Annotated in this window: 15 protein-coding genes, 1 pseudogene and 1 other annotated feature; of the genes and pseudogenes, 9 read left to right on the plus strand and 7 right to left on the minus strand. The window is 54.5% G+C overall.

All coding sequences use genetic code 11. From position 1 onward, the window contains the following. Nucleotides 1-76: 76 nt before the first annotated feature. Both pdxR and ABC395_RS01810 read left to right on the plus strand, forming a co-directional pair. The gene (gene pdxR, locus ABC395_RS01805; RefSeq protein ID WP_413000332.1) at nucleotides 77-1,459 is read left to right on the plus strand and encodes a MocR-like pyridoxine biosynthesis transcription factor PdxR; all 1,383 of its coding nucleotides are present in this window, start codon (nucleotides 77-79) and stop codon (nucleotides 1,457-1,459) included. Nucleotides 1,460-1,574: 115 nt separating this feature from the next. Further along, nucleotides 1,575-2,336, plus strand: a complete 762-nt coding sequence (locus ABC395_RS01810; RefSeq protein WP_413000333.1) for an HAD-IIB family hydrolase — start codon at nucleotides 1,575-1,577, stop codon at nucleotides 2,334-2,336. A 32-nt stretch (nucleotides 2,337-2,368) separates the two neighbouring features. On the opposite strand, the gene ABC395_RS01815 is transcribed toward ABC395_RS01810, so the two are convergent. Beyond that, nucleotides 2,369-3,061: a M24 family metallopeptidase gene (locus ABC395_RS01815; RefSeq protein WP_413000334.1), complete on the minus strand. Its 693-nt coding sequence runs from the start codon at nucleotides 3,059-3,061 to the stop codon at nucleotides 2,369-2,371. 236 nt (nucleotides 3,062-3,297) lie between these two features. Here ABC395_RS01815 and ABC395_RS01820 point away from each other — a divergent pair, with 236 nt between their 5' ends. The 4 genes from ABC395_RS01820 to ABC395_RS01835 all read left to right on the plus strand — a co-directional run bounded on the left by ABC395_RS01820 (nucleotide 3,298) and on the right by ABC395_RS01835 (nucleotide 6,966). Further along, a complete protein-coding gene (locus tag ABC395_RS01820) occupies nucleotides 3,298-3,657 on the plus strand; it encodes a hypothetical protein (RefSeq protein ID WP_413000335.1) in 360 nt (119 codons plus the stop codon). A 384-nt stretch (nucleotides 3,658-4,041) separates the two neighbouring features. Beyond that, nucleotides 4,042-4,536, plus strand: a complete 495-nt coding sequence (locus ABC395_RS01825; RefSeq protein ID WP_413000336.1) for a cation:proton antiporter regulatory subunit — start codon at nucleotides 4,042-4,044, stop codon at nucleotides 4,534-4,536. A gap of 4 nt (nucleotides 4,537-4,540) precedes the next feature. Then, nucleotides 4,541-5,782 (plus strand): cation:proton antiporter, encoded by a 1,242-nt coding sequence (locus ABC395_RS01830; RefSeq protein WP_413000337.1) that lies wholly within the window; start codon nucleotides 4,541-4,543, stop codon nucleotides 5,780-5,782. A gap of 83 nt (nucleotides 5,783-5,865) precedes the next feature. Continuing rightward, on the plus strand, nucleotides 5,866-6,966 hold the full coding sequence (locus ABC395_RS01835) for a YitT family protein (RefSeq protein WP_413000338.1): 1,101 nt from the start codon (nucleotides 5,866-5,868) through the stop codon (nucleotides 6,964-6,966). A gap of 348 nt (nucleotides 6,967-7,314) precedes the next feature. Here ABC395_RS01835 and ABC395_RS01840 read toward each other — a convergent pair whose 3' ends face one another. Then, the gene (locus tag ABC395_RS01840; protein WP_413000339.1) at nucleotides 7,315-8,169 is read right to left on the minus strand and encodes an AraC family transcriptional regulator; all 855 of its coding nucleotides are present in this window, start codon (nucleotides 8,167-8,169) and stop codon (nucleotides 7,315-7,317) included. A gap of 304 nt (nucleotides 8,170-8,473) precedes the next feature. Between ABC395_RS01840 and ABC395_RS01845 the strand changes: the two genes are divergently transcribed. Both ABC395_RS01845 and ABC395_RS01850 read left to right on the plus strand, forming a co-directional pair. Then, entirely contained in the window at nucleotides 8,474-9,241 is a 768-nt protein-coding gene (locus ABC395_RS01845) for an SDR family oxidoreductase (RefSeq protein WP_413000340.1), read from the plus strand. A 70-nt stretch (nucleotides 9,242-9,311) separates the two neighbouring features. Continuing rightward, the gene (locus tag ABC395_RS01850; RefSeq protein ID WP_413000341.1) at nucleotides 9,312-10,577 is read left to right on the plus strand and encodes a glucuronate isomerase; all 1,266 of its coding nucleotides are present in this window, start codon (nucleotides 9,312-9,314) and stop codon (nucleotides 10,575-10,577) included. Between the two features lie 472 nt (nucleotides 10,578-11,049). On the opposite strand, the gene ABC395_RS01855 is transcribed toward ABC395_RS01850, so the two are convergent. The 5 genes and pseudogenes from ABC395_RS01855 to ABC395_RS01875 all read right to left on the minus strand — a co-directional run bounded on the left by ABC395_RS01855 (nucleotide 11,050) and on the right by ABC395_RS01875 (nucleotide 16,657). Continuing rightward, nucleotides 11,050-11,463, minus strand: a complete 414-nt coding sequence (locus ABC395_RS01855; protein ID WP_413000342.1) for a membrane lipoprotein lipid attachment site-containing protein — start codon at nucleotides 11,461-11,463, stop codon at nucleotides 11,050-11,052. Nucleotides 11,464-11,695: 232 nt separating this feature from the next. Further along, a complete protein-coding gene (locus ABC395_RS01860; RefSeq protein ID WP_413000343.1) occupies nucleotides 11,696-12,562 on the minus strand; it encodes a sugar phosphate isomerase/epimerase family protein in 867 nt (288 codons plus the stop codon). 71 nt (nucleotides 12,563-12,633) lie between these two features. After that, nucleotides 12,634-12,964, plus strand: a sequence feature (23S ribosomal RNA rRNA prediction is too short). Continuing rightward, a complete protein-coding gene (locus ABC395_RS01865; protein WP_413000344.1) occupies nucleotides 12,956-14,029 on the minus strand; it encodes a Gfo/Idh/MocA family protein in 1,074 nt (357 codons plus the stop codon). It overlaps the preceding feature by 9 nt. A 202-nt stretch (nucleotides 14,030-14,231) precedes the next feature. After that, on the minus strand, nucleotides 14,232-15,089 hold the full coding sequence (locus tag ABC395_RS01870) for an AraC family transcriptional regulator (RefSeq protein WP_413000345.1): 858 nt from the start codon (nucleotides 15,087-15,089) through the stop codon (nucleotides 14,232-14,234). A gap of 406 nt (nucleotides 15,090-15,495) precedes the next feature. Then, nucleotides 15,496-16,657, minus strand: a pseudogene (locus ABC395_RS01875) (Gfo/Idh/MocA family protein). 239 nt (nucleotides 16,658-16,896) lie between these two features. Between ABC395_RS01875 and ABC395_RS01880 the strand changes: the two are divergent. After that, nucleotides 16,897-18,237, plus strand: a complete 1,341-nt coding sequence (locus tag ABC395_RS01880) for a sugar ABC transporter substrate-binding protein (protein WP_413000346.1) — start codon at nucleotides 16,897-16,899, stop codon at nucleotides 18,235-18,237. Nucleotides 18,238-18,309: the final 72 nt, after the last annotated feature.

The following is an 18,309-nucleotide window of genomic DNA, read 5'->3' on the forward strand; positions in this document are numbered from 1 at the left end:
CGGTAAGGCTGCCGTATTCAAAAGCGTTCTCTAGCAGAGCCCGGGGAAAGTATGAAGCTTAGGAGGTGCGCCCGTCATGCGTGAATTTACCCTTGATTTCTCGGCCAGCCCGAAGCCGATTTTTCATCAGCTGTATACGTACTTCAAAAACGAAATCCGGGACGGGAAACTTGAAAAGGGGGACTATCTTCCCTCCATCCGGGGCTGCGCCCGATCTTTCGGTATCAGTAAAAATACCGTGGAAAGCGCCTATCAGCTTCTGGTTTCGGAGGGGTATCTGCGGAATATCGCCAAAAAGGGCTTTTGCGTGACGTATGAGCCGGAGGCGAACGAACGAGAGGGCGCCCCGGCGGAGGCGGAAGATGCTGCCGGCTTCGCGGTCACCACGGATTTCCGTTACGGCAATATCGAGCTGGGGACGTTTCCCTTCCGGCATTGGAACAAAGTGAGGAACCTGGTGATTGCGCAGAACCAGAGCGTTTACGCCGTCGAAGGAACGAATCAGGGGGAATATCCGCTTCGCAAAGAGCTTTCCAGGCTGTTATATGAATCCAGGGGGGTGACGGCAGCCCCGGATCAGATCGTCGTGGGGGCCGCCCCCCAGCAGCTCGTGATGCTGCTAAGCCAGCTTCTCGATGTGAAGAAGCACAGGATCGGTGTGGAAAATCCCGGTTACGACGGAGCCCGGAACACGTTCTTGAACCACGGGTTCCGGGTTCATCCGGTCTCGTTGTCCGGCAGCGGCGTTTCGCTGGGCGAGCTGGCGGAAAGCGGAGCGAACGTGATGTATGTAAGCCCCTCCCAGCAGTTCAGGAACCGGATTACAATGCCTGCGGATAAAAGAGCGGAGCTGGCGGAATGGACCCGTTCCCTCGGCGAATATTTGATCGAAGACGATTACGAGTGGGAATTCAAATACGAGGAAGGGATTCTTCCGGCGATTCAAAGCATGATCCCGGAGAAGGCGGTTTACATCGGCCGGATCTCCAAGGCGCTGCTGCCGGTGTTCAATCTCAGTTACATGGTGCTGCCCTCCGGACTTCTTTCCGGGTTTCACTCCAAAGTACCGGAGTACGACCAGCCGGTTTCGAGGCTTGATCAGCTTACCTTCGCCCGGTACTTATCCGATGGATACTGGTACAAGCATTTGCAGCAGATGCGGCGGCTTTATGAGGAGAAGCAGCGCTATTTCTCGGAGGCTCTCGAACGGTATATGCCTGGAAAAGCGCGGGCCGAGGGAAAAGATACGGGGCTTCACGCCTTTCTGATCGTAAGGACCGACCGGTCTGAAGAGGAGCTGATCGAAGCGGCCCTGGAAAAGGGCGTGCGGGTATATGGCACCGCCCGGTACTGGCTGCGGCCCGGAGATGAGTATCCGACGATCCTGCTCGGATACGGGGCGCTGGGCCGGGAGGAAATTTCCGCCGGCGTGAAGGCTTTGGCGGAAGCGTGGTTCTAATCCGCTGTATCGTAAGGCGGCGGGTGTCCTGCTCACTTTGCGCGTTCTGTCCCTTTAACGGGCGGCTCATACCGTTTACGATTAGGGACATCAACCGAGTAAGGTGGGCATGAACATGAACTTTATTTTTGACCTGGATGGAACGATTTGCTTTAAAGGACAGCCGATTTCGAAGCGTATTCTGGATGCTTTGCTGGAGCTGGAGGAAGCCGGACACTTTGTGGGATTCGCATCGGCCCGGCCCTGCCGGGACATGCTTCCCGTGCTGGACGACAGATTCGACGGCCATCTGCTGATCGGGGCGAACGGGGCGATGACGTTTTACCGCAAGCAGCCTTTGGCATACCAGCCGATTCCGGGGCCTTTAGCGGGGCAAATCATTCATCTGCTGAATGATTTTGAAGCCGAATATCTGATCGACGACACATGGAACTACGCTTACCGTCTGAGTCCGGAACATCCGTTTCTGGCAAATGTGGACCCTCATGGACTGGCAAAACGCGTAGAGCCGAATGACATTCAGTCGTTTATTAAAATCGTCGTGCTCTCCTGCCGCAGGTTTGAGGAGCTGTCCGCGAAGCTGAGGGCCATGGACGTCACGATCCATCATCATTCTTCGGAGGGGATCCTGGATCTGACCGGCAAAGGCGTCAACAAGATGGCCGCGTTAAGCGGATGCGGTCTCCCGCTGGACGAGTTCGTCTGTTTCGGCAACGACAACAACGACCTGCCGCTGTTCCGGATGGCAAAGCATTCCGTTCTGATCGGGGACCATGACGCATTGGCGGAACTGGCCAAAGAAAAGATCGCTGTCGATGACCGGACCGAGGAGAACATCCTGCTAAAAGTAAAGGAGCTCTGCGCGGTACTCGTTTGAGTACCCGCAGGCTCCTTTTTAGTAAGAATGATTCAGTCTACGGTCAGCAGCTGCTCGAAAAATCCGCCGATCTCGCGCTCGCGGTCCACAAAATGGATCTCCAGAATCCAGTCGCGGAGCAGGCCGTTCTTATCGTTATCCCGCATCTTGATGTGATTGTCGGGATGGATATAATTCTCGACCTCTTCGCCCTGTACGATCTCGTGGGGGAATTCCCCGATAAGATGGCCGGCGTGAGGGCCGCCATACTCCCAGCCGTAATCGCGGGCCAAAGCAGTCATAAAATCGTAAAGCTCGCTGCCCGTTATATCCGGACGAGATTCGAAGAAGGCTTTACCGTCGTGCCAGGCAAGTTCGACGTCCCGCCGCAGTTTATTTTTGACGGGATCGTCTCCAAACACGTATGTGCGTCCGAAATCGGCTTCCCAATCTTCGAAGATCGGGCCGAAATCAATAAAGAGAATGTCTCCCGGCTCTACAAGCCTGTCCGGCGGATTTTCCCGGTACGGATGAAGCGTATTGCTTCCCGCGCGCACGATCCGCTTGTGCCAATACTTTTTGATCCCGTAAAGCTCGAAAGCGAGCTGATAAATTTCCCGGTTCAATTCTTTCTCCGTAACTCCGCTGCGCAGAATTCCTTTCGCCTCGGCGATTTCGAAAAGCGCGAGCGCCTTCTTCTCCGCCTCGCGTAAATTTGTATGACGCTCTTCTCTTGTTGCCGCCATGATGATATTCTCCTCTCTCTCTAACGGGTCTCTCTAACGGGTTTCCAATTATCCCCTTCTTTATTGTACGGTTTGGCGGACAAGTTGGAAAGTTACAGTTTCGGAAGGGAAGCAGGGACAGGTTGCCGGCGTTTTGCATAATCAAACAAAAAAATGCATAAAATATTCTGAAAATTGTTTCGTAAAGACGCAAAATGTGTTATCATAGTTGTAACAGATTGCAAAGGGGGGAGACGATGAAGCAAAAGAACGCGATCATTCGCTGGTGCCTGTTTCTTATGCTTTCCCTCCTGCTCGGCTTCTCCGCGCCCGTGCCGCTGACCCAAGAAGCGGCGGCCGCTCAGGCGTCCTCCACTTATGAGTCAGTTCCTCCGCTTGGCGAACACAAATCCAAGTATGTGATCCGCAAAGCCGTTACCCATCATTTTGCCAAAATGGTGAAGGCAGCGATTACCCTCGTGGTCTTATCCGTGCTGTGCCTGTTCACCCTCTTTAAAGCCCCGCTACCCGGGCTTCCGTACGAACCCTTCGTCTGCCTGTTAAGGCGCAAACAACTCCTTCTCCCCATCAAATTCACGTCCAATTACGTGGTTTAATTTCTATGCCGTTGTCCGGCAAACCGTATAGTCCCGTCCTATCAGAATTTTGAACGATGCTGTCTGCAAAATAATTTTTTTCGACCGTTTGTAGAGGGTTTCTTTGAGTCTGTCTGAAATCGGTTGAATGTATAAATTGTGCATAAGTATGTATAAAAACTTGGATTTATGATGCAAGAAGCGATGAGGAGCCTCGGCGAAAAAATAAGCCGGGCGGCAAGGCCCCCGTCTGTCCGGATTCCTTGACTCCTTAGGCTAAGGGCATGGCCCATTTGACACGGTTGGATTTGCAAAACATGAAGCGGTGAAACGAACCGTTGAACTATGTCTGAACCGGGACCGAACGGTCCTCAATCACACTCATTTATAGGAGGCTGTTCCGCTATGTACGTAAGAGAATCCGATTTGCCGGGGATAGGAAAAAAGTTCCTGATAAATACCCGCGGCGGAGATAAGATTGTCGTTATCCTTCATGACGACGGCAGACGTGAAATGTATCATTTTCGCTATGACGATCCCGATGAGAGCTTGTCCATGGTTACGCTCGATGACGATGAAGCCCGGCAGCTTGCCGCAATCGTAGGCGGATTGACGTATAAACCGAAGGCGCTGGAGTCGATCGAAGTGGCTCTGGACGATTTGATCATCGAGTGGTACAAGATGGACCCCGAGTATGCCTGTATCGGCCGGTCAATCGGCGAGCTCGATGTCCGGCAAAATTCGGGAGCGACCATTATCGCGATTGTCGAAAAAAATCACGGCAAGCAGATCAATCCGGGACCGGATTATGTCTTGTCCGCCGATTCTACCTTGATCGTGGTCGGGGAGAGACAGCAGCAAAAATTGTTCCGGCACATTTTAAAGAATGGAAGTGGTTGAATAGATGAATCATATGGTATTTGAGGTGGGGCTGGCCATCGCGCTTATCGCGGCGGCCGGGTTGTTGTCGGCCAAACTCCGTTTCTCGGTCATTCCTTTCTACATTCTGATCGGAATGGCCGTAGGTCCTCACGCGCTGGAGTTCTGGCATTTTGATTTCCGGTTCATTGAAAGTGCGCCGCTGATCGAATTTATGGGCCGGATCGGAGTCCTGTTCCTTTTGTTCTATCTGGGACTGGAGTTTTCGGTAGGCCGGCTTATCAAGTCGGGACGTTCCATCGCCGTAGGCGGTACGATTTATATCCTCATTAATTTTACGCTGGGCGTCTTATTTGCCTGGGCGCTCGGTTTTCCTCTAGCCGAAATTCTGGTGATTGCCGGAATTACGACGATTTCCTCCAGTGCCATCGTGGCCAAAGTTCTGGTCGATCTGAAAAGAACGGCCAATCCCGAAACCGAAATGATCCTCGGTATTATCATGTTCGAAGATGTTTTCCTCGCTGTCTACATTTCTATCCTGTCGGGCCTTGTCCTGAGCGGCTCTACAACATTGGGAGGCGTACTGCTTTCCGCACTCATCGCACTCGGATTTATGCTGGTGCTGCTCGTAGCGGGCAGAAAAGCCGTTCCGCTTCTGAACCGGCTGCTGAACATCCGCTCCAACGAATTGTTCGCGCTTGTGATTTTTGCGGCATTGTTCCTCGTAGCGGGATTTTCCGAAACGATTCATGTCGCGGAAGCGATCGGTGCTCTGCTCGTCGGGCTTGTCCTGGCGGAGACAGAGCACGCGAAGCGGATCGAGCATCTGATCATGCCGTTCCGGGACTTCTTCGGCGCCATTTTCTTCTTCAGCTTCGGGCTGACCATTGATCCCCTGGCGCTGGGTGGAGCCGTCTGGATGTCGCTGGGAGCCGTCGTCATTACCCTGATCGGCAACTTGGCCGCGGGAATGCTTGCGGGGCGAAGCGCGGGTCTCCCTCCGAAGGCCTCGGCCAACATCGGCTTGACCATCGTATCGCGCGGCGAATTTTCCATTATTATGGCCAATCTCGGCAAGGCGGGCGGACTGCTGGCGGTTTTACAGCCTTTTGCGGCTTTGTACGTGCTTATTATGGCGATTCTCGGGCCTCTGCTTACCAAGGAAAGCAAGACCATTTACAAGTGGATGAATAAAGTGATTCCTTTCAAAGACGGGTCCGGCAAAAAGAAAGGCAAAACCGTTCTGCAAAAGGAAGGAAGCGGGTAATGCCGCCGGATATTCGCACTCGGACGCTGGCTGATTGTACGGTCCTGTAAGGACGGAATCTAAGCGATGAGGAGGAATTCCGCATGAAGCTTTTGCAAAATGTCCGCATCGGCCCGGCCGGTGAAACAATGGACGGCTGGTCCTTGGCGCAGTGGTGTTTCAAGCTGTTGATGGTGATTTGCGGGAGCGTGCTGGCCGCAGTCGGGCTGGAGCTGTTCCTGATCCCGAACCGGATGCTGGTCGGAGGGATGACAGGTCTGTCCGCTTTGGCCGCACACTTTACGGAAATGAAGCTCGGCCTGTTTCTGTTCGTTCTGAACCTGCCGCTTATTCTGCTCTCGTACCGGAAGGTCCGGCGAAATTTCGCGGTGCTCACGGTTCTCGGCCTGCTCGTGTTTTCGCTCAGCGCCCTCATTCTTCATCCGGTACCGGCTCTGATCGAAAATCCGATGACGGCTGCCTTCTGCGGAGGAACCGCCCTGGGGCTGGGGATCGGTCTGGTCATCCGCTACGGGGGGACCCTGGATACCCTGGAAACGCGGGATCACACCGAGAAGCTGGTGAAATTCGGCTTTAAAGATCAAGATTTCATGCTGCTGAACTGCTTTATTTTAGCGGGAGCGGGATTTATATACGGCTGGGAGCAGGCGATGTATTCCATTCTCGCTTACCTGCTCGCGTATGAAACCGTCCATTTCAGCCTGCGGGGATTCTCCGTGCACCGCCGGATTACGATAGTAAGCGGATACTGCGCTGAAATCGAAAGGGAGATGGAGGCCAGACTGGGACGGAAAGCCTCTGTCTATCCTGCAGAAAAAGCGGAAAAACGCGAGGCGGCTGCAAAAAGAGAACTGCCGGAAGAGCATCAAGCTTACGGGCTGGGGCAGGCTGCCGAACGCTTTTTCGGCAGAAGGTCCGGGCGGGTCATAGCGAACTTCCGGCCTGTCGAACCCCGCCGGTTTGCGAGGGAGGGGGCGATCGGAAGCGGTCCGGGGCCGGACGAAGACGGGCTGTATGAAGCGATAAGCGCGGGGAATGGTCCCGGCAAGGGACGCTGCCTTTCTTACACCATTCATTTTATGGAAGCAGCCCGTTTGAAGGCCATTGTGAAAGCGATTGACCCGTCCGCCGGTATCGTAACGGATTCGCGCGGGCGAAGAAGGGACGGAAGCTTGGCGGAGTAGGGGATTGTGTAAGCGGGAGCAAGCGCAAGAGCTAGAGCAAGAGCAAGAGCAAGAGCGAAGGCAAGAGCAAGGGCAAGAGTAAGAGTTAAGGACAAGTGTAAGGGCGAAGGCAAGAACAAGGACAAGAGCAAAACCAGAACCAAAACCAGAACCAAAACCAGAACCAAAACCAGAACCAAAACCAGAACCAGAACCAGAACCAGAACCAAAACCAGAACCAAAACCAGAACCAAAACCAGAACCAGAACTAAAACATCGCCGGAAAGGTATTCCGCCGGAACAAGAAAGCACCACAGCAAAAAGCTGCGGTGCTTTCTTATGTTTTAACGCGGCAGCCCCGCAGTAGCGTTACTCCTTCGGATAGGTGTGCAGCACCTGTTTGCGGTATTCCTCCGCCGTCAGGCCGGTAAACTTTTTAAACGTCTGACTGAAGTGTGACAAATGCTTGAAGCCGACTTCATAGGCGGTTTCGGTAATGCTTTTTCCGGGCTCCAAAGTGAAAAGAACTTTCGCCTGGTTGATGCGGCGCCGGTATAAGTAGTGAAACAACGTGATCCCGGTCGTTTCCTTGAACATTTTGACGAGATAGTGCTTGTTCAAGTGGACGGCTTCGGCCATGTCATCCAGGGTCAAATCTTCGGCGTAATGAGCCTCCACGTAAGAAATGAGCCGCTGCACATGCTGTTGTCTGGGGCCGCCGGGCTCGTGGCTCCGGTTACGGGGTTTGTCCGCGATTTCATACACTTGCAAGAGCAGCCCCATAAACAAAGTGAGAAAACGGTCGCGGGATAAAGTGTCATTTTCTCCGGACAGAGAGCACAATTGTTCAAGCAGCGGCTCCAAGTCGGCGCGTTCCCCGGACTCCAGCGAAATGACCCGGTTATCCGCCTTTTTAAAAGGAGTCAGCACGGGAGTGAGCAGCGGCGCACGGAAAAGCTCTTCGGCAAAAGCCGGATCGAAGTGAACAATGGTGCGGCAGTACTCGTATGCCGGATTGATTTTGGGATAATGCAGCGTCATGCCGTTCATGAGAAGGAGATCACCCGGAGAAAGCTTGTAAATCCGGTCCCCGACCAGGTAACTGCATTGTCCGCTGTGAAAATAATAAATTTCATAATACAGATGAGAATGAAAACCGGCGGGAATGCGGGATGTATTGTACAGGGCTTCTACCGGTTGCGTAAAAGATTCCATCAGGCTCATACGGCTGTCCTCCGGCTTTCTCGGGTATCTGATCGGTTAGTAAACCAACTTAATCTTACACACAGTTTAGCATGGCCTCCCTCAGAATAACACCAACCAAGTATAAATGGGAAAAGGCAGACGCATAACGAGAAGAAAGCGTTTTAGAGGATCTCATGGTACGGTAGAAGCAGATTAATAAAAGCGAATCCGTTTCATTCACTAAAAGGCCCGGCTTATGTGTAAGGAGGATAGCTAGTGTCCTAATTATATGTAATCGGACAAACCTGCCATAGCCGGAATACCCCAAAGGAGTCATATTCATATGAACTTATTCGATTTAACGGGCAAAACGGCCGTCGTCATCGGCGGCAACAGCACGCTGGGCGGGGAGATGGCGGCCGGGCTGGCGGGACACGGAGCGCGGGTGGCCGTTGTCGGCCGCAACGCGGATACCTCCGCCGCAGTCCGGGACCGCATAGAGCAAGAGGGCGGCGTTGCCCGCTGTTTCCAGGCGGACGCGACATCTTCGGGAGATTTGCGGCGTGTCCTGGACGAAGTGCTGGACTGGACGGGCAGAGCGGATATCCTGCTCAACTGTCCGGGCAAAAACAGCGCGACTCCTTTTTTCGAGATCACGGAAGAAGAGTGGGACAGCATCATGAGCGTCAATCTGAAAAGCGTCATGCTGGCTTGTCAGGTTTTCGGCAAGTATATGGTGGAAAGCGGCCGAGGCGGCAGCATTATCAACATTTCAAGCGTATCGGCAGATCCGCCGTTGTCGAAGGTGTTTACTTATTCCGCGTCGAAGGCCGGTGTGAACAGCGTGACCAAATATTTGGCGAGAGAGTTCGCCCCGGCCGGCGTGCGCGTGAATGCGATCGTACCCGGATTTTTCCCGGCGGAACAGAACCGCAAAATTCTCTCGGAAGAACGGATCTCCTCCATCATGAGCCACACGCCGATGAACCGGTTCGGTGAAGCGCGCGAGCTTCAAGGCGCCGCCGTATACCTGGCCTCATCCGCGGCTTCAGGGTTTGTAACCGGCTCTATTCTGCGGGTCGACGGGGGATTCGGGGCCATGACGATTTAGAGCCGTGTCCGGCGCTTCTTGGGCAGGTATTTTTTGCATACTCTAACCCTTATTAAAAGGATGTGGAACCATGAAGGCACAAACGATTCAAAACGTGACGGAGCTTAGAAAAATCGTCGGGCGGCTGGCCCTTTCCACCCCGGTCACCGATATGCATACCCATCTGTATTCCGCGGATTTTGAAGACTCTCTGCTCTGGGGAATCGATGAATTGCTGACTTATCATTATCTGATCTCGGAATCTTTCCGCTGGTTCGAAGATTCATATGATGCTTTCTGGGGGATGTCCAAAAGGGAACAGGCGGATCTCATCTGGAAAAAGCTGTTCACCGGTCATTCTCCGGTGAGCGAGGCGGCAAGCGGCTTGATCACGATTTTGAACCGCCTGGGCTTGGATGTTTCCAGCCGCAATCTGGAAGAATACCGGCGGGTACTGGCAGCGAGAAATACGCGTGTACAACTGGACACGGTCATGAAGCTCGCCAAGGTGGATCACATCGTGATGACGAACGACCCTTTCGATGCGGCCGAACGGACCGTGTGGCTGGACCGCGGGGGCAATACCGATCCGCGTTTTTCCGCAGCTTTGCGCGTAGATGCCCTGCTGAACAACTGGCCGCAGGCGGTGTGTGAGCTGAAGCTGCTCGGATACCGCGTAGAGGAGGAGTGGACGGAAGAGACGCGCGGGGAAGTCCGCCGCTTCCTGTCGGAGTGGATCCGGCGGATGGACGCGCTCTATCTGGCGGTTTCCATGCCAGGGGATTTCGTGTATCCGTCGGAGGATCACCGCAGCCGGATGATCGACGAAGCGATGATTCCGGTATGCCGGGAGCACGGCATTCCTTTTGCGCTCATGATCGGGGTGCGGCGTTCGGTCAACCCGGGCCTCCGTCTGGCGGGCGACATGAGCATGCACTCGGACGTGACCCCGGTGGAAGCTCTCTGCCGGCGCTATCCGGACCAGAAATTTCTGGTCACGATGCTGGCCCGCGAAAATCAGCATGAGCTTGCGGTGCTTGCGCGCAAATTCCGTAACCTGATGATTTTCGGCTGCTGGTGGTTCCTGCACGTGGAATCGATCGTGGAGGAGATGACCCGTTTCCGGGTGGAACTTCTCGGCACCTCGTTCATTCCGCAACACTCGGACTGCCGCGTTCTTGAGCAGCTTATTTACAAGTGGGAGCATTCCCGCTCCATCATCGGCCGGGTTCTTGCGGACAAGTACGAAAAGCTGCACGGAAGCGGCTGGTACGTAACGGAGGAAGAGATACAACGCGACTTCGATGACTTGTACAGCCGCAATTTCTGGCGGTTTTTGGGCAGGGAGGCGCGGTAGGCGATTAAAAAAGAGCATGGTTTTTTAAAGACTAAGTATCAGGTATAAATAATGTCACTTAAAATAATTACAATGATTAAACTCAAAAAATATCGTTGATGCTAAGCAATTCTGGGGTCCACGGAGTTGCTTTTTTTACGACCGAACAGCTGTATACGTAAAGATTTTAGGACGGCAGCGTCCCTTTTCTATACTAAAGACGGCGGCGGAACGCGAATTTCATACGGTAAGTAGGCCTACATGGTATTTACATATTTTCGATATACAATCTGGTAGTGTGAAATGAAATATTTCATAAGTATCAACCCTGTTCGTTTTGTCTGTATAATCATTTTTAAAAATAAGATACAGACCAACGAGCCGATGATGACCCCGAAGTTCATCTGATTTAATACTTCATCCAGTCTACCGTTAAAAATACGTAATGTTAACTTTCTCATTTGTTCATCCCTTCTAACCGGACAGCCTTTCTTTAAGGAGTGTATGACTCATACAAACTCTTAAGCTGGTTATAAAGCAGGTCCGAAGAGAGTATATACACTTTCCCGACGTGGCCATCCGTAAAGCCGAACTTCAACTGATCGCCTTCATATAAATTTGCTGAAAATCTAAAACCTGTTCTCCCTTCCTGACTCGGATCGGGGGTTATCTCGATGATACGGGTTTCGTCTATCCACTTTCGGAGAATCTCTTTCTCCTTAAATGTTCGCAGTTCACCGGTAGCGCCGTTGCGGATATCGATCCGGTCGATTTTGGCCCAATCAACTTGGAAATAATTCTCTAAAGATTGTGGGGACATTCCAATTTCCGGATTTATGTCTTTTTCCGATTTCTCACACCCTGCCACCAATAAAATAAGCACGACTAAGAAAAAAATTTTCTTCACGGGTACCTCCTTGGGGAGATTTTAATGGCATTAAATTGTATTGGGCCGGTAAGCGTCAAACGAAGAACTGTTCTATCTTCATTGTACATGGATAAAAATGGTGTTTAAATAGCATAGGTTAAATAGAGGAGGCTTCGGGGCTGCAAAAAAAGTCGCACATTTTCTGTCACCCGACACAGAAGAACCAGCCGGAAAAATAACCGGCTGGTTTTTCATTGCTCGAACGGCGTTTTTACGTCATCTCGTACTGCCGCTGCATCAAGCCGTTCATAAAAGCGCTGAATTTTTTCAGCATCTCCGGTCCGGGCAGCTCGCCGCTGAAATCTTCGACGCCCAGCCAGCCCGTGTAGCCGACCGCGCGGAGATCCGCGACGACCTGCCTCCAGTCGGCCATTCCCCGGTTCATGGGGCGGGCGGCGGAAACCCAGCGGGTCATGCCGTTCTCTTCGGGACCCGGCGCCCAGCCCCCGTTCTTGACGTGCACGTGGGCGAGGTAAGGGCCGAGAATTTCCATTCCCATCCGGTAATTCTCAAAGCCCTCATAGACCATGTTGCCGGGGTCGTACAGCACGCCGATATGCTCGGGCCGCAGTCCTTCCACGAGACGGTAGGCGGCGGAGGCGCTCGGCGCAAGCGTCACATGGTGCGTCTCGACGAGCCCTTTCACGCCGTACTCCCGGCACAAGGCTTCCGCCTCGCGCAGATAGGCCCGCTGCAGTTCGAACAGCTCGCGGAAGTTCCGCGTCCGGTCATAGCGGTGCACGCCGAGCCGGATGAAGGAGGCGCCAAGCCGCCGGGCGGCGTCGAGCACGCGCTCGGTGCCTACCAGATCGCCGGATTCGAGGTAAGGCGTTACGCTGAGCGAACGCAGCCGGTGGCGCTCGGCGGCTTCCCGGAAGCGGCTCAGCTCCGCCTCGTCCCAGTCCGGCGAAATGGAGCAGAGGTTGTTGCGCCAGTAAGATGGCGCTTCACCGGCCATCTCGGGCGGAATCTCCTTGCAGCGCCACTCGATGCCGGAGATTCCGGCTTCTTTTGCGGCGGCGGCCAGCTGCTCCGGGGACAGCTCGGGTGTGGCAACGGTAAACACGGATAGTTTCATTCGGTAGGACACCTCCGGTCGGATAGTTGATCGCGATTGAACGCCACACTGCATGCCGTTCACAGCGCACGATGCGGTACCGCATGTCTGAAGCGGTCGCAGAGCTTAGAGCTGAGGGCCGTTAAGTCCGGTCTAACTTTGAAGGTCTTAGACGTTACTCCTCGTGAATGGGACAGTGGGTACCTGGGTCTATCGGCAAGAGGGAAACAGCCCGGATCACCGGCAGAGGCCCCAAATCTGTGTGGGTGAAGTGAAAAAAGGTTAGCGTTGCACAGACAACCAGGATACGAGATTAGAAGCAGTCTATAATTAAAGAGTGCATAAACAGCTCACTGGCATAATGTCTGTGCACCCAAAATGTATTGTCCGTAAAGGCGGAACTTCCGCCGGCCGCTATTCGGCCCTTACCGCTTTCTGCTGGGCAAGCAGGCACAGCTCGGCCGCTTTGAAAATATGCTCCTGGGTCATCGCATGCTCCGTGCGGTTCAGACAGTCGAGAATGAGCTCTCCGAAGAACGGATAGCCGACTTTGCCGCTCAGCTCAAGCCTGCGTTCGCCCTCGCCGTTCACGAGGTATAAGTTGTCGCCCTGCGTGCTGCGGGCGATGTCTACGTATTTTCTCAGCTCGATATAGCCGTCCGTGCCGAGGAGAACGGTGCGCCCGTCTCCCCAGGTGGACAGGCCCTCCGGCGTCAGCCAATCGACGCGGAAATACTGGGTCGCCCCGTTGTCACCGAGCAGGGTCGCGTCGCCGAAATCCTCCAGCTCGGGATACTCCCGGTTGTTGTAGTTGGCGACCTTGCTGTGCAGCACCTGTGCATCCCGGCAGCCGGCGAAGAACAGAAACTGTTCGATCTGGTGGCTGCCGATATCGCACAGGATGCCGCCGTACTTGGCCCGCTCGAAGAACCAGCCGGGACGCGAAGCGGCATTCAGCCGGTGCGGGCCGAGGCCGAGCACCTGTACGACGCGCCCGATCGCCCCGTCGCGGACGAGCTGCCCCGCGAAGACGGCGCTTTCGACATGAAGCCGCTCGCTGAAATAGACCGTGTATTTGCGGCCGGTCTCGGCTGCGGTTTTTTTGGCCGATTGAAGCTGGTCCGGCGAGGTGAACGGCGTTTTGTCGGTGAAGTAGTCCTTGCCGCTGCGCATCACTTTCTCTCCGAGCGGCCCGCGGTCGCATGGAACGGCGGCCGCCGCTACCAGCCGGACTTCCCCGTCCTGTAAAATATCCTCCAACGACGAGGCGGCACGGACACCGGGATAAGCGGTCAGGAATGCTTTTACTTTCAAGGGATCGGGGTCGTAAACCCATTTCAGCTCGCCCCCGGCTTCCCGCAGGCCGTTGCACATGCCGTAGATGTGGCCGTGTTCCAATCCCGCAGCCGCGAAAATAAAGTCGCCCCTCGCGACGACCGATGCCGGTTTGCCTTCGGGCGCATAGTTCATGCCGTCATTTTTGCTCAAAAGAGATGCTCCTTTCAGGATGATGGTAGGATCATGCCCGTTACGAAAAGATTCCGTATGAGATGTTGTACGGCGATGTGTCCGGCCGCTGCCGCCAGTGAGAGCTCTTCTCGAATGAGGGGAACCCCGAGACCGGACTCTTGTGGCAGCCTCCACGACGGGTAAAGTGACGCCAGCCGATCTCCTGTGACCGAGCGGGAGGTTACGAAGAAAGCTGCTCGCGAACCGTTTTCTTGTATTTTTCCGGCGTCAGTCCGACCTGTTGCTTGAACAAGCGGCTGAAGTGCGCGAGATGCTTGAAGCCGACCTGCAGGCACACATCGGTAACGGAGTGGCCGGGATTGTGCAGGAACAACGTTTTGGCCTCGTTGATTCTGCGGCGGTACACGAACTGAAAGATGGTCAGTCCCGTGATTTCCTTGAATATTTTAGATAAATAAAATTTACTGAAGTTAAGGTGCTCCTGAAGATGCTCCAGGTGCAGATCTTCCGCAAAGCGCTCTTCGAGAAAGCTGACGATGCGCTGGACGTGTTTTTCCTTCTCGGAAGAAAACTCGCGTCCCGCGCGCAGCGTACGCTGACACTGGTCGTGAACGAAATAAAGCAGGTCCAGGAATGCAAGGTGGAGCCGGTTGTAGGCGATCAAGCCGTCCGTCCTGCGGTGGACGCTCATTTCATGCAGGATGCGCTCCGCTTCTTCTTTCTCGGGTCCGCGGAGAGTGAGGCGGCAGTTTTTCAATTCCTGAAACGGCTGTAGAACATTGACCGCATGAGGCAGCTCCAGATACGGTTTGAGGGCCGCCGGCTCAAAATGCACAGTCGTCCGGATATAAGGGACGGCGGTATCAACCTTGGGACAGTGGAGCGTCATGCCGTTCATGAGGATGAGATCCCCGGGCTGGAGCATGTAGATGTTGCCGCCGATCAGATAGTTGCAGCTTCCGCCGTGGAAGTAATAAATTTCGTAATACGCATGGGAATGAAAAACGGAATCGACCTTCCCTTCGTTCCGGTAGCTCAGGCCGAGCGTATCTTCACGGTCGTGCAGGTTCTTGAACATGCGGGAGAGCACCACGCTTTATCGGGATGTAAGGGCCGCCCGGAAGCGGCCATTCTATCTTTAGTGTAGCATGGAAGCGCTTCCTGGTTCTATTTGCAAGGAAGGCGTGTCCGGAGCATTTTTGGCGGCACACTTTGTGACTACAGGGTGTCGTCTTTTATGACGGCCGCCAATTAAAGGGTGGGAGACAGGTGCCCGCAGTCGCAGCCGCACCGCATATCGCGACAAGCCCGCTATGCACCCCGAAGATACATCCGTGCTGAACATCGCGCCTGCTCGCTAAGAATCTGAAGCAGTCGCATCACGGCAGTAGCTATGCACCCCGCAGCCGCTCCACACAACGCTCTAGTCCGCTCTATAAATTCCCCAGCCAAAGGCGGGCTCCATAGGTGTGCGCTTCTTCCTGTCAGTAAGAACCTGTCGTATCGAGCGTTTTCTCTTCCGCGTTTTTCACGGCTCCCGAAGCCTGTATTTTCTGCCGGAGCAGCTCGTAAAACCGCTCTTCGTCCAACGGGAGCTCCGCCCATTTGTCCGTCCAGGCGGATAAAAGCATGGCGTTCGAGAGCGTGAGTCCCTTCAACCCCTCTTCGCCCGGAGCGATCAGGGGAGTGCCGTGAAGAATGCCGTTCACCCAATCCTGGGTGATGAGGTAGTGCTGGCCGCGCTCTCCTCCGACGGGAATGTCGATTTTCCACACCTCCGGCTCTCCAAAGCCGCCCTTATAGGTGCGGTTGAATTCCGTCTCGGACTGCCGCAGCCGGTAGAAGGTCAGCTTGTCGTTTTCGATGACCATCCGGCCCAGGTCTCCCGCCACTTCAAGCCGGTTCGTACCCGGCGTTTCGCAGGCGGACGTGATAAATACGCCCGTCGCGCCGTTCTCATACTCCGCGTAGGCGGTCACTTCGTTCTCCACCTCGATGTCCCGGTGTTTGCCGAACGCGCAGAAGGCGCGAAGCCGCTTGGGCATCATGCCGGTGATCCACTGCCACAGGTCGAGCTGGTGGGGCGACTGGTTGATAAGCACGCCGCCGCCTTCTCCCGCCCAGGTGGCGCGCCATCCGCCGGAATCGTAGTAGCTCTGGGACCGGTACCAGAGGGTGATGATCCAGTTGATCCGGCGGATTTCCCCGAGCTCGCCTTCTTGGATCAGCTTCCCGGAGCTTTTTGTACAGCGGCTGCGTTCGCTGGTTGTACATGATGCCGAACACCTTGCCGGATGCCGCGGCCGCTTCGTTCATTTCACGGACCTGCTTCGTATAGACGCCGGCCGGCTTTTCCGTCAGCACGTGCAGACCGTGCCGGAACGCTTCAATGGCTTCCGCCGGATGGCCGTAATGCGGCGTGCAGATGATCACGCCGTCGATTGTGCCGGAGGCGTACATCTCCAGGGTGCCGGTGAAGCGTGCAACCCCGTCTCCGAATTCACGGGCCGCCCACTCCAGCCGCTCGGTCCGCGCGTCGCACACCGCTGCAAGCACCGCGCCTTTTACTTTGTTCTCAATCAAATATCTCGCGTGCGCCGATCCCATGTTACCCAATCCGATGATTCCGATGCGGACATGTTCCATCTGTAAAACCATCCTCTCCGGCATAGATCAAGGCCGTTTTGTACTAGTGTAGCACGGCTGTGACGGAGGGCGTTTTACTGCACTTTTCCAGTTGACGGACGGATTTAACTCTGATTGTTCAATTGAAAAATTCCACAATCTTGAAAAAGTAAACCACATACCTAAATTTCTTGCATTGTTGAAAGCGCTCCAAACGATGATAATAAACTTACATTTCGAACTTAATGGGGGTTGGGAAAATGGGCAGAAAAACAGCTCGCATCTCCGCCGCGGCACTGGCCGGTATCTTGGCGGTCGGCCTGGCGGCTTGCGGAAGGGCCGATGAATCCGCGGGTACGGCGAACACACAGGATACGAATACGGGATCTAAGGGAGGGGACAAGAAAGTCACCATCACGTTCCAGAACATATACCCCGATCCGACGACGCCTACGTACAAAATGCTTCATAAAATCGTGGAGCAGTATGAAAAGGAAAACCCCAACATTCATATCGAGCTTGATTCCATGAACACCGACCAGCAGAAAATGAAGCTGAAAACCCAGGCCGCCTCCAAAGAAATCCCGGACATCACGATCGTGAACCCGGCCGCCCAGATGAAGCCGTTCGTCGATGCCGGACTGCTCGCTCCGCTGAACGACATGCTGGACAAGAACGGCCTCAAAGGGACTTACCAGGACGGGCTGCTCGATTACTACAGCTTTGCGGGTAACGTCTATGCGCTGCCGGACGGAAACAACATCCAGGTCGTTTACTATAACAAGGATTTGTTCGCGCAGGCGGGCATCAAGGATACGCCGAAAACGTTCGAGGAACTGCTGGAAGACGTGAAACTGCTGAAATCCAAAGGCATCACGCCCATCGCCATCGGGGAGAAGGACTCCTGGACAGGTTCGTTCCTGTTTATGAACATGCTGCTCCGCACCAACGGCGGCCCGGGTTTCCTCCAGGACGTGCTCGACAAGAAGAAGACGTTCAGTGATCCGGCATTTACGGAAGCCGTTTCGAAGTTCCAGGAGCTGGTGCAGGCCGGCGCATTTAACGAAGGCGCCACATCCGTCGATTACAATGCGGGCGGCAACATTTTCAAAACGGGCAAAGCGGCCATGCACGTCATGGGAACGTGGGAAACGGGCGCCATCGACGCTTCTTCCGTAGGGGGCAAGGTCGGCGTGTTCCAGTTCCCGACAGTGGGCGGCAAAGGCGACGTGAACCAGTACATGATCGCGCCGGGCAGCGCCTTCGCCATCTCGGCCAACAGCAAGCATTTGCAGGAGACGAAGGACTTCCTGAACTACTTCACGCTGAATCTGCCTAAAGTCCAGTTTGAGCTGAAGAACGCCGTGGGCATCGGCCAGAAGGTCGAGGGGGATTTTAAAGCGGCGGGTTACTCCGATCTGGCGATTTCCATCCTCGATCTGTTCAAAAACGTCAAAGGCGGCGACCTCGCGTTCGACAACACGATGAATCCGGCCACCGCTCAAGTCCACCTCGGCAGCATCCAGAACCTGTTCATCCAGAAGGCCGATCCTAAACAGGTCGCGCAGGAGCATCAGAGCGCATTCGAGGCCAACAAATAAAAAAGAGTGCTGCGCTGGAGGGGTTCGAACCGGGCCCCTTTTTCATCGACATTCGACATTTTTTCGCAAGGG

Origin of the sequence: Paenibacillus canaveralius (assembly GCF_047238265.1) — a bacterium.
Taxonomy (GTDB): Bacteria; Bacillota; Bacilli; order Paenibacillales; family NBRC-103111; genus Paenibacillus_F.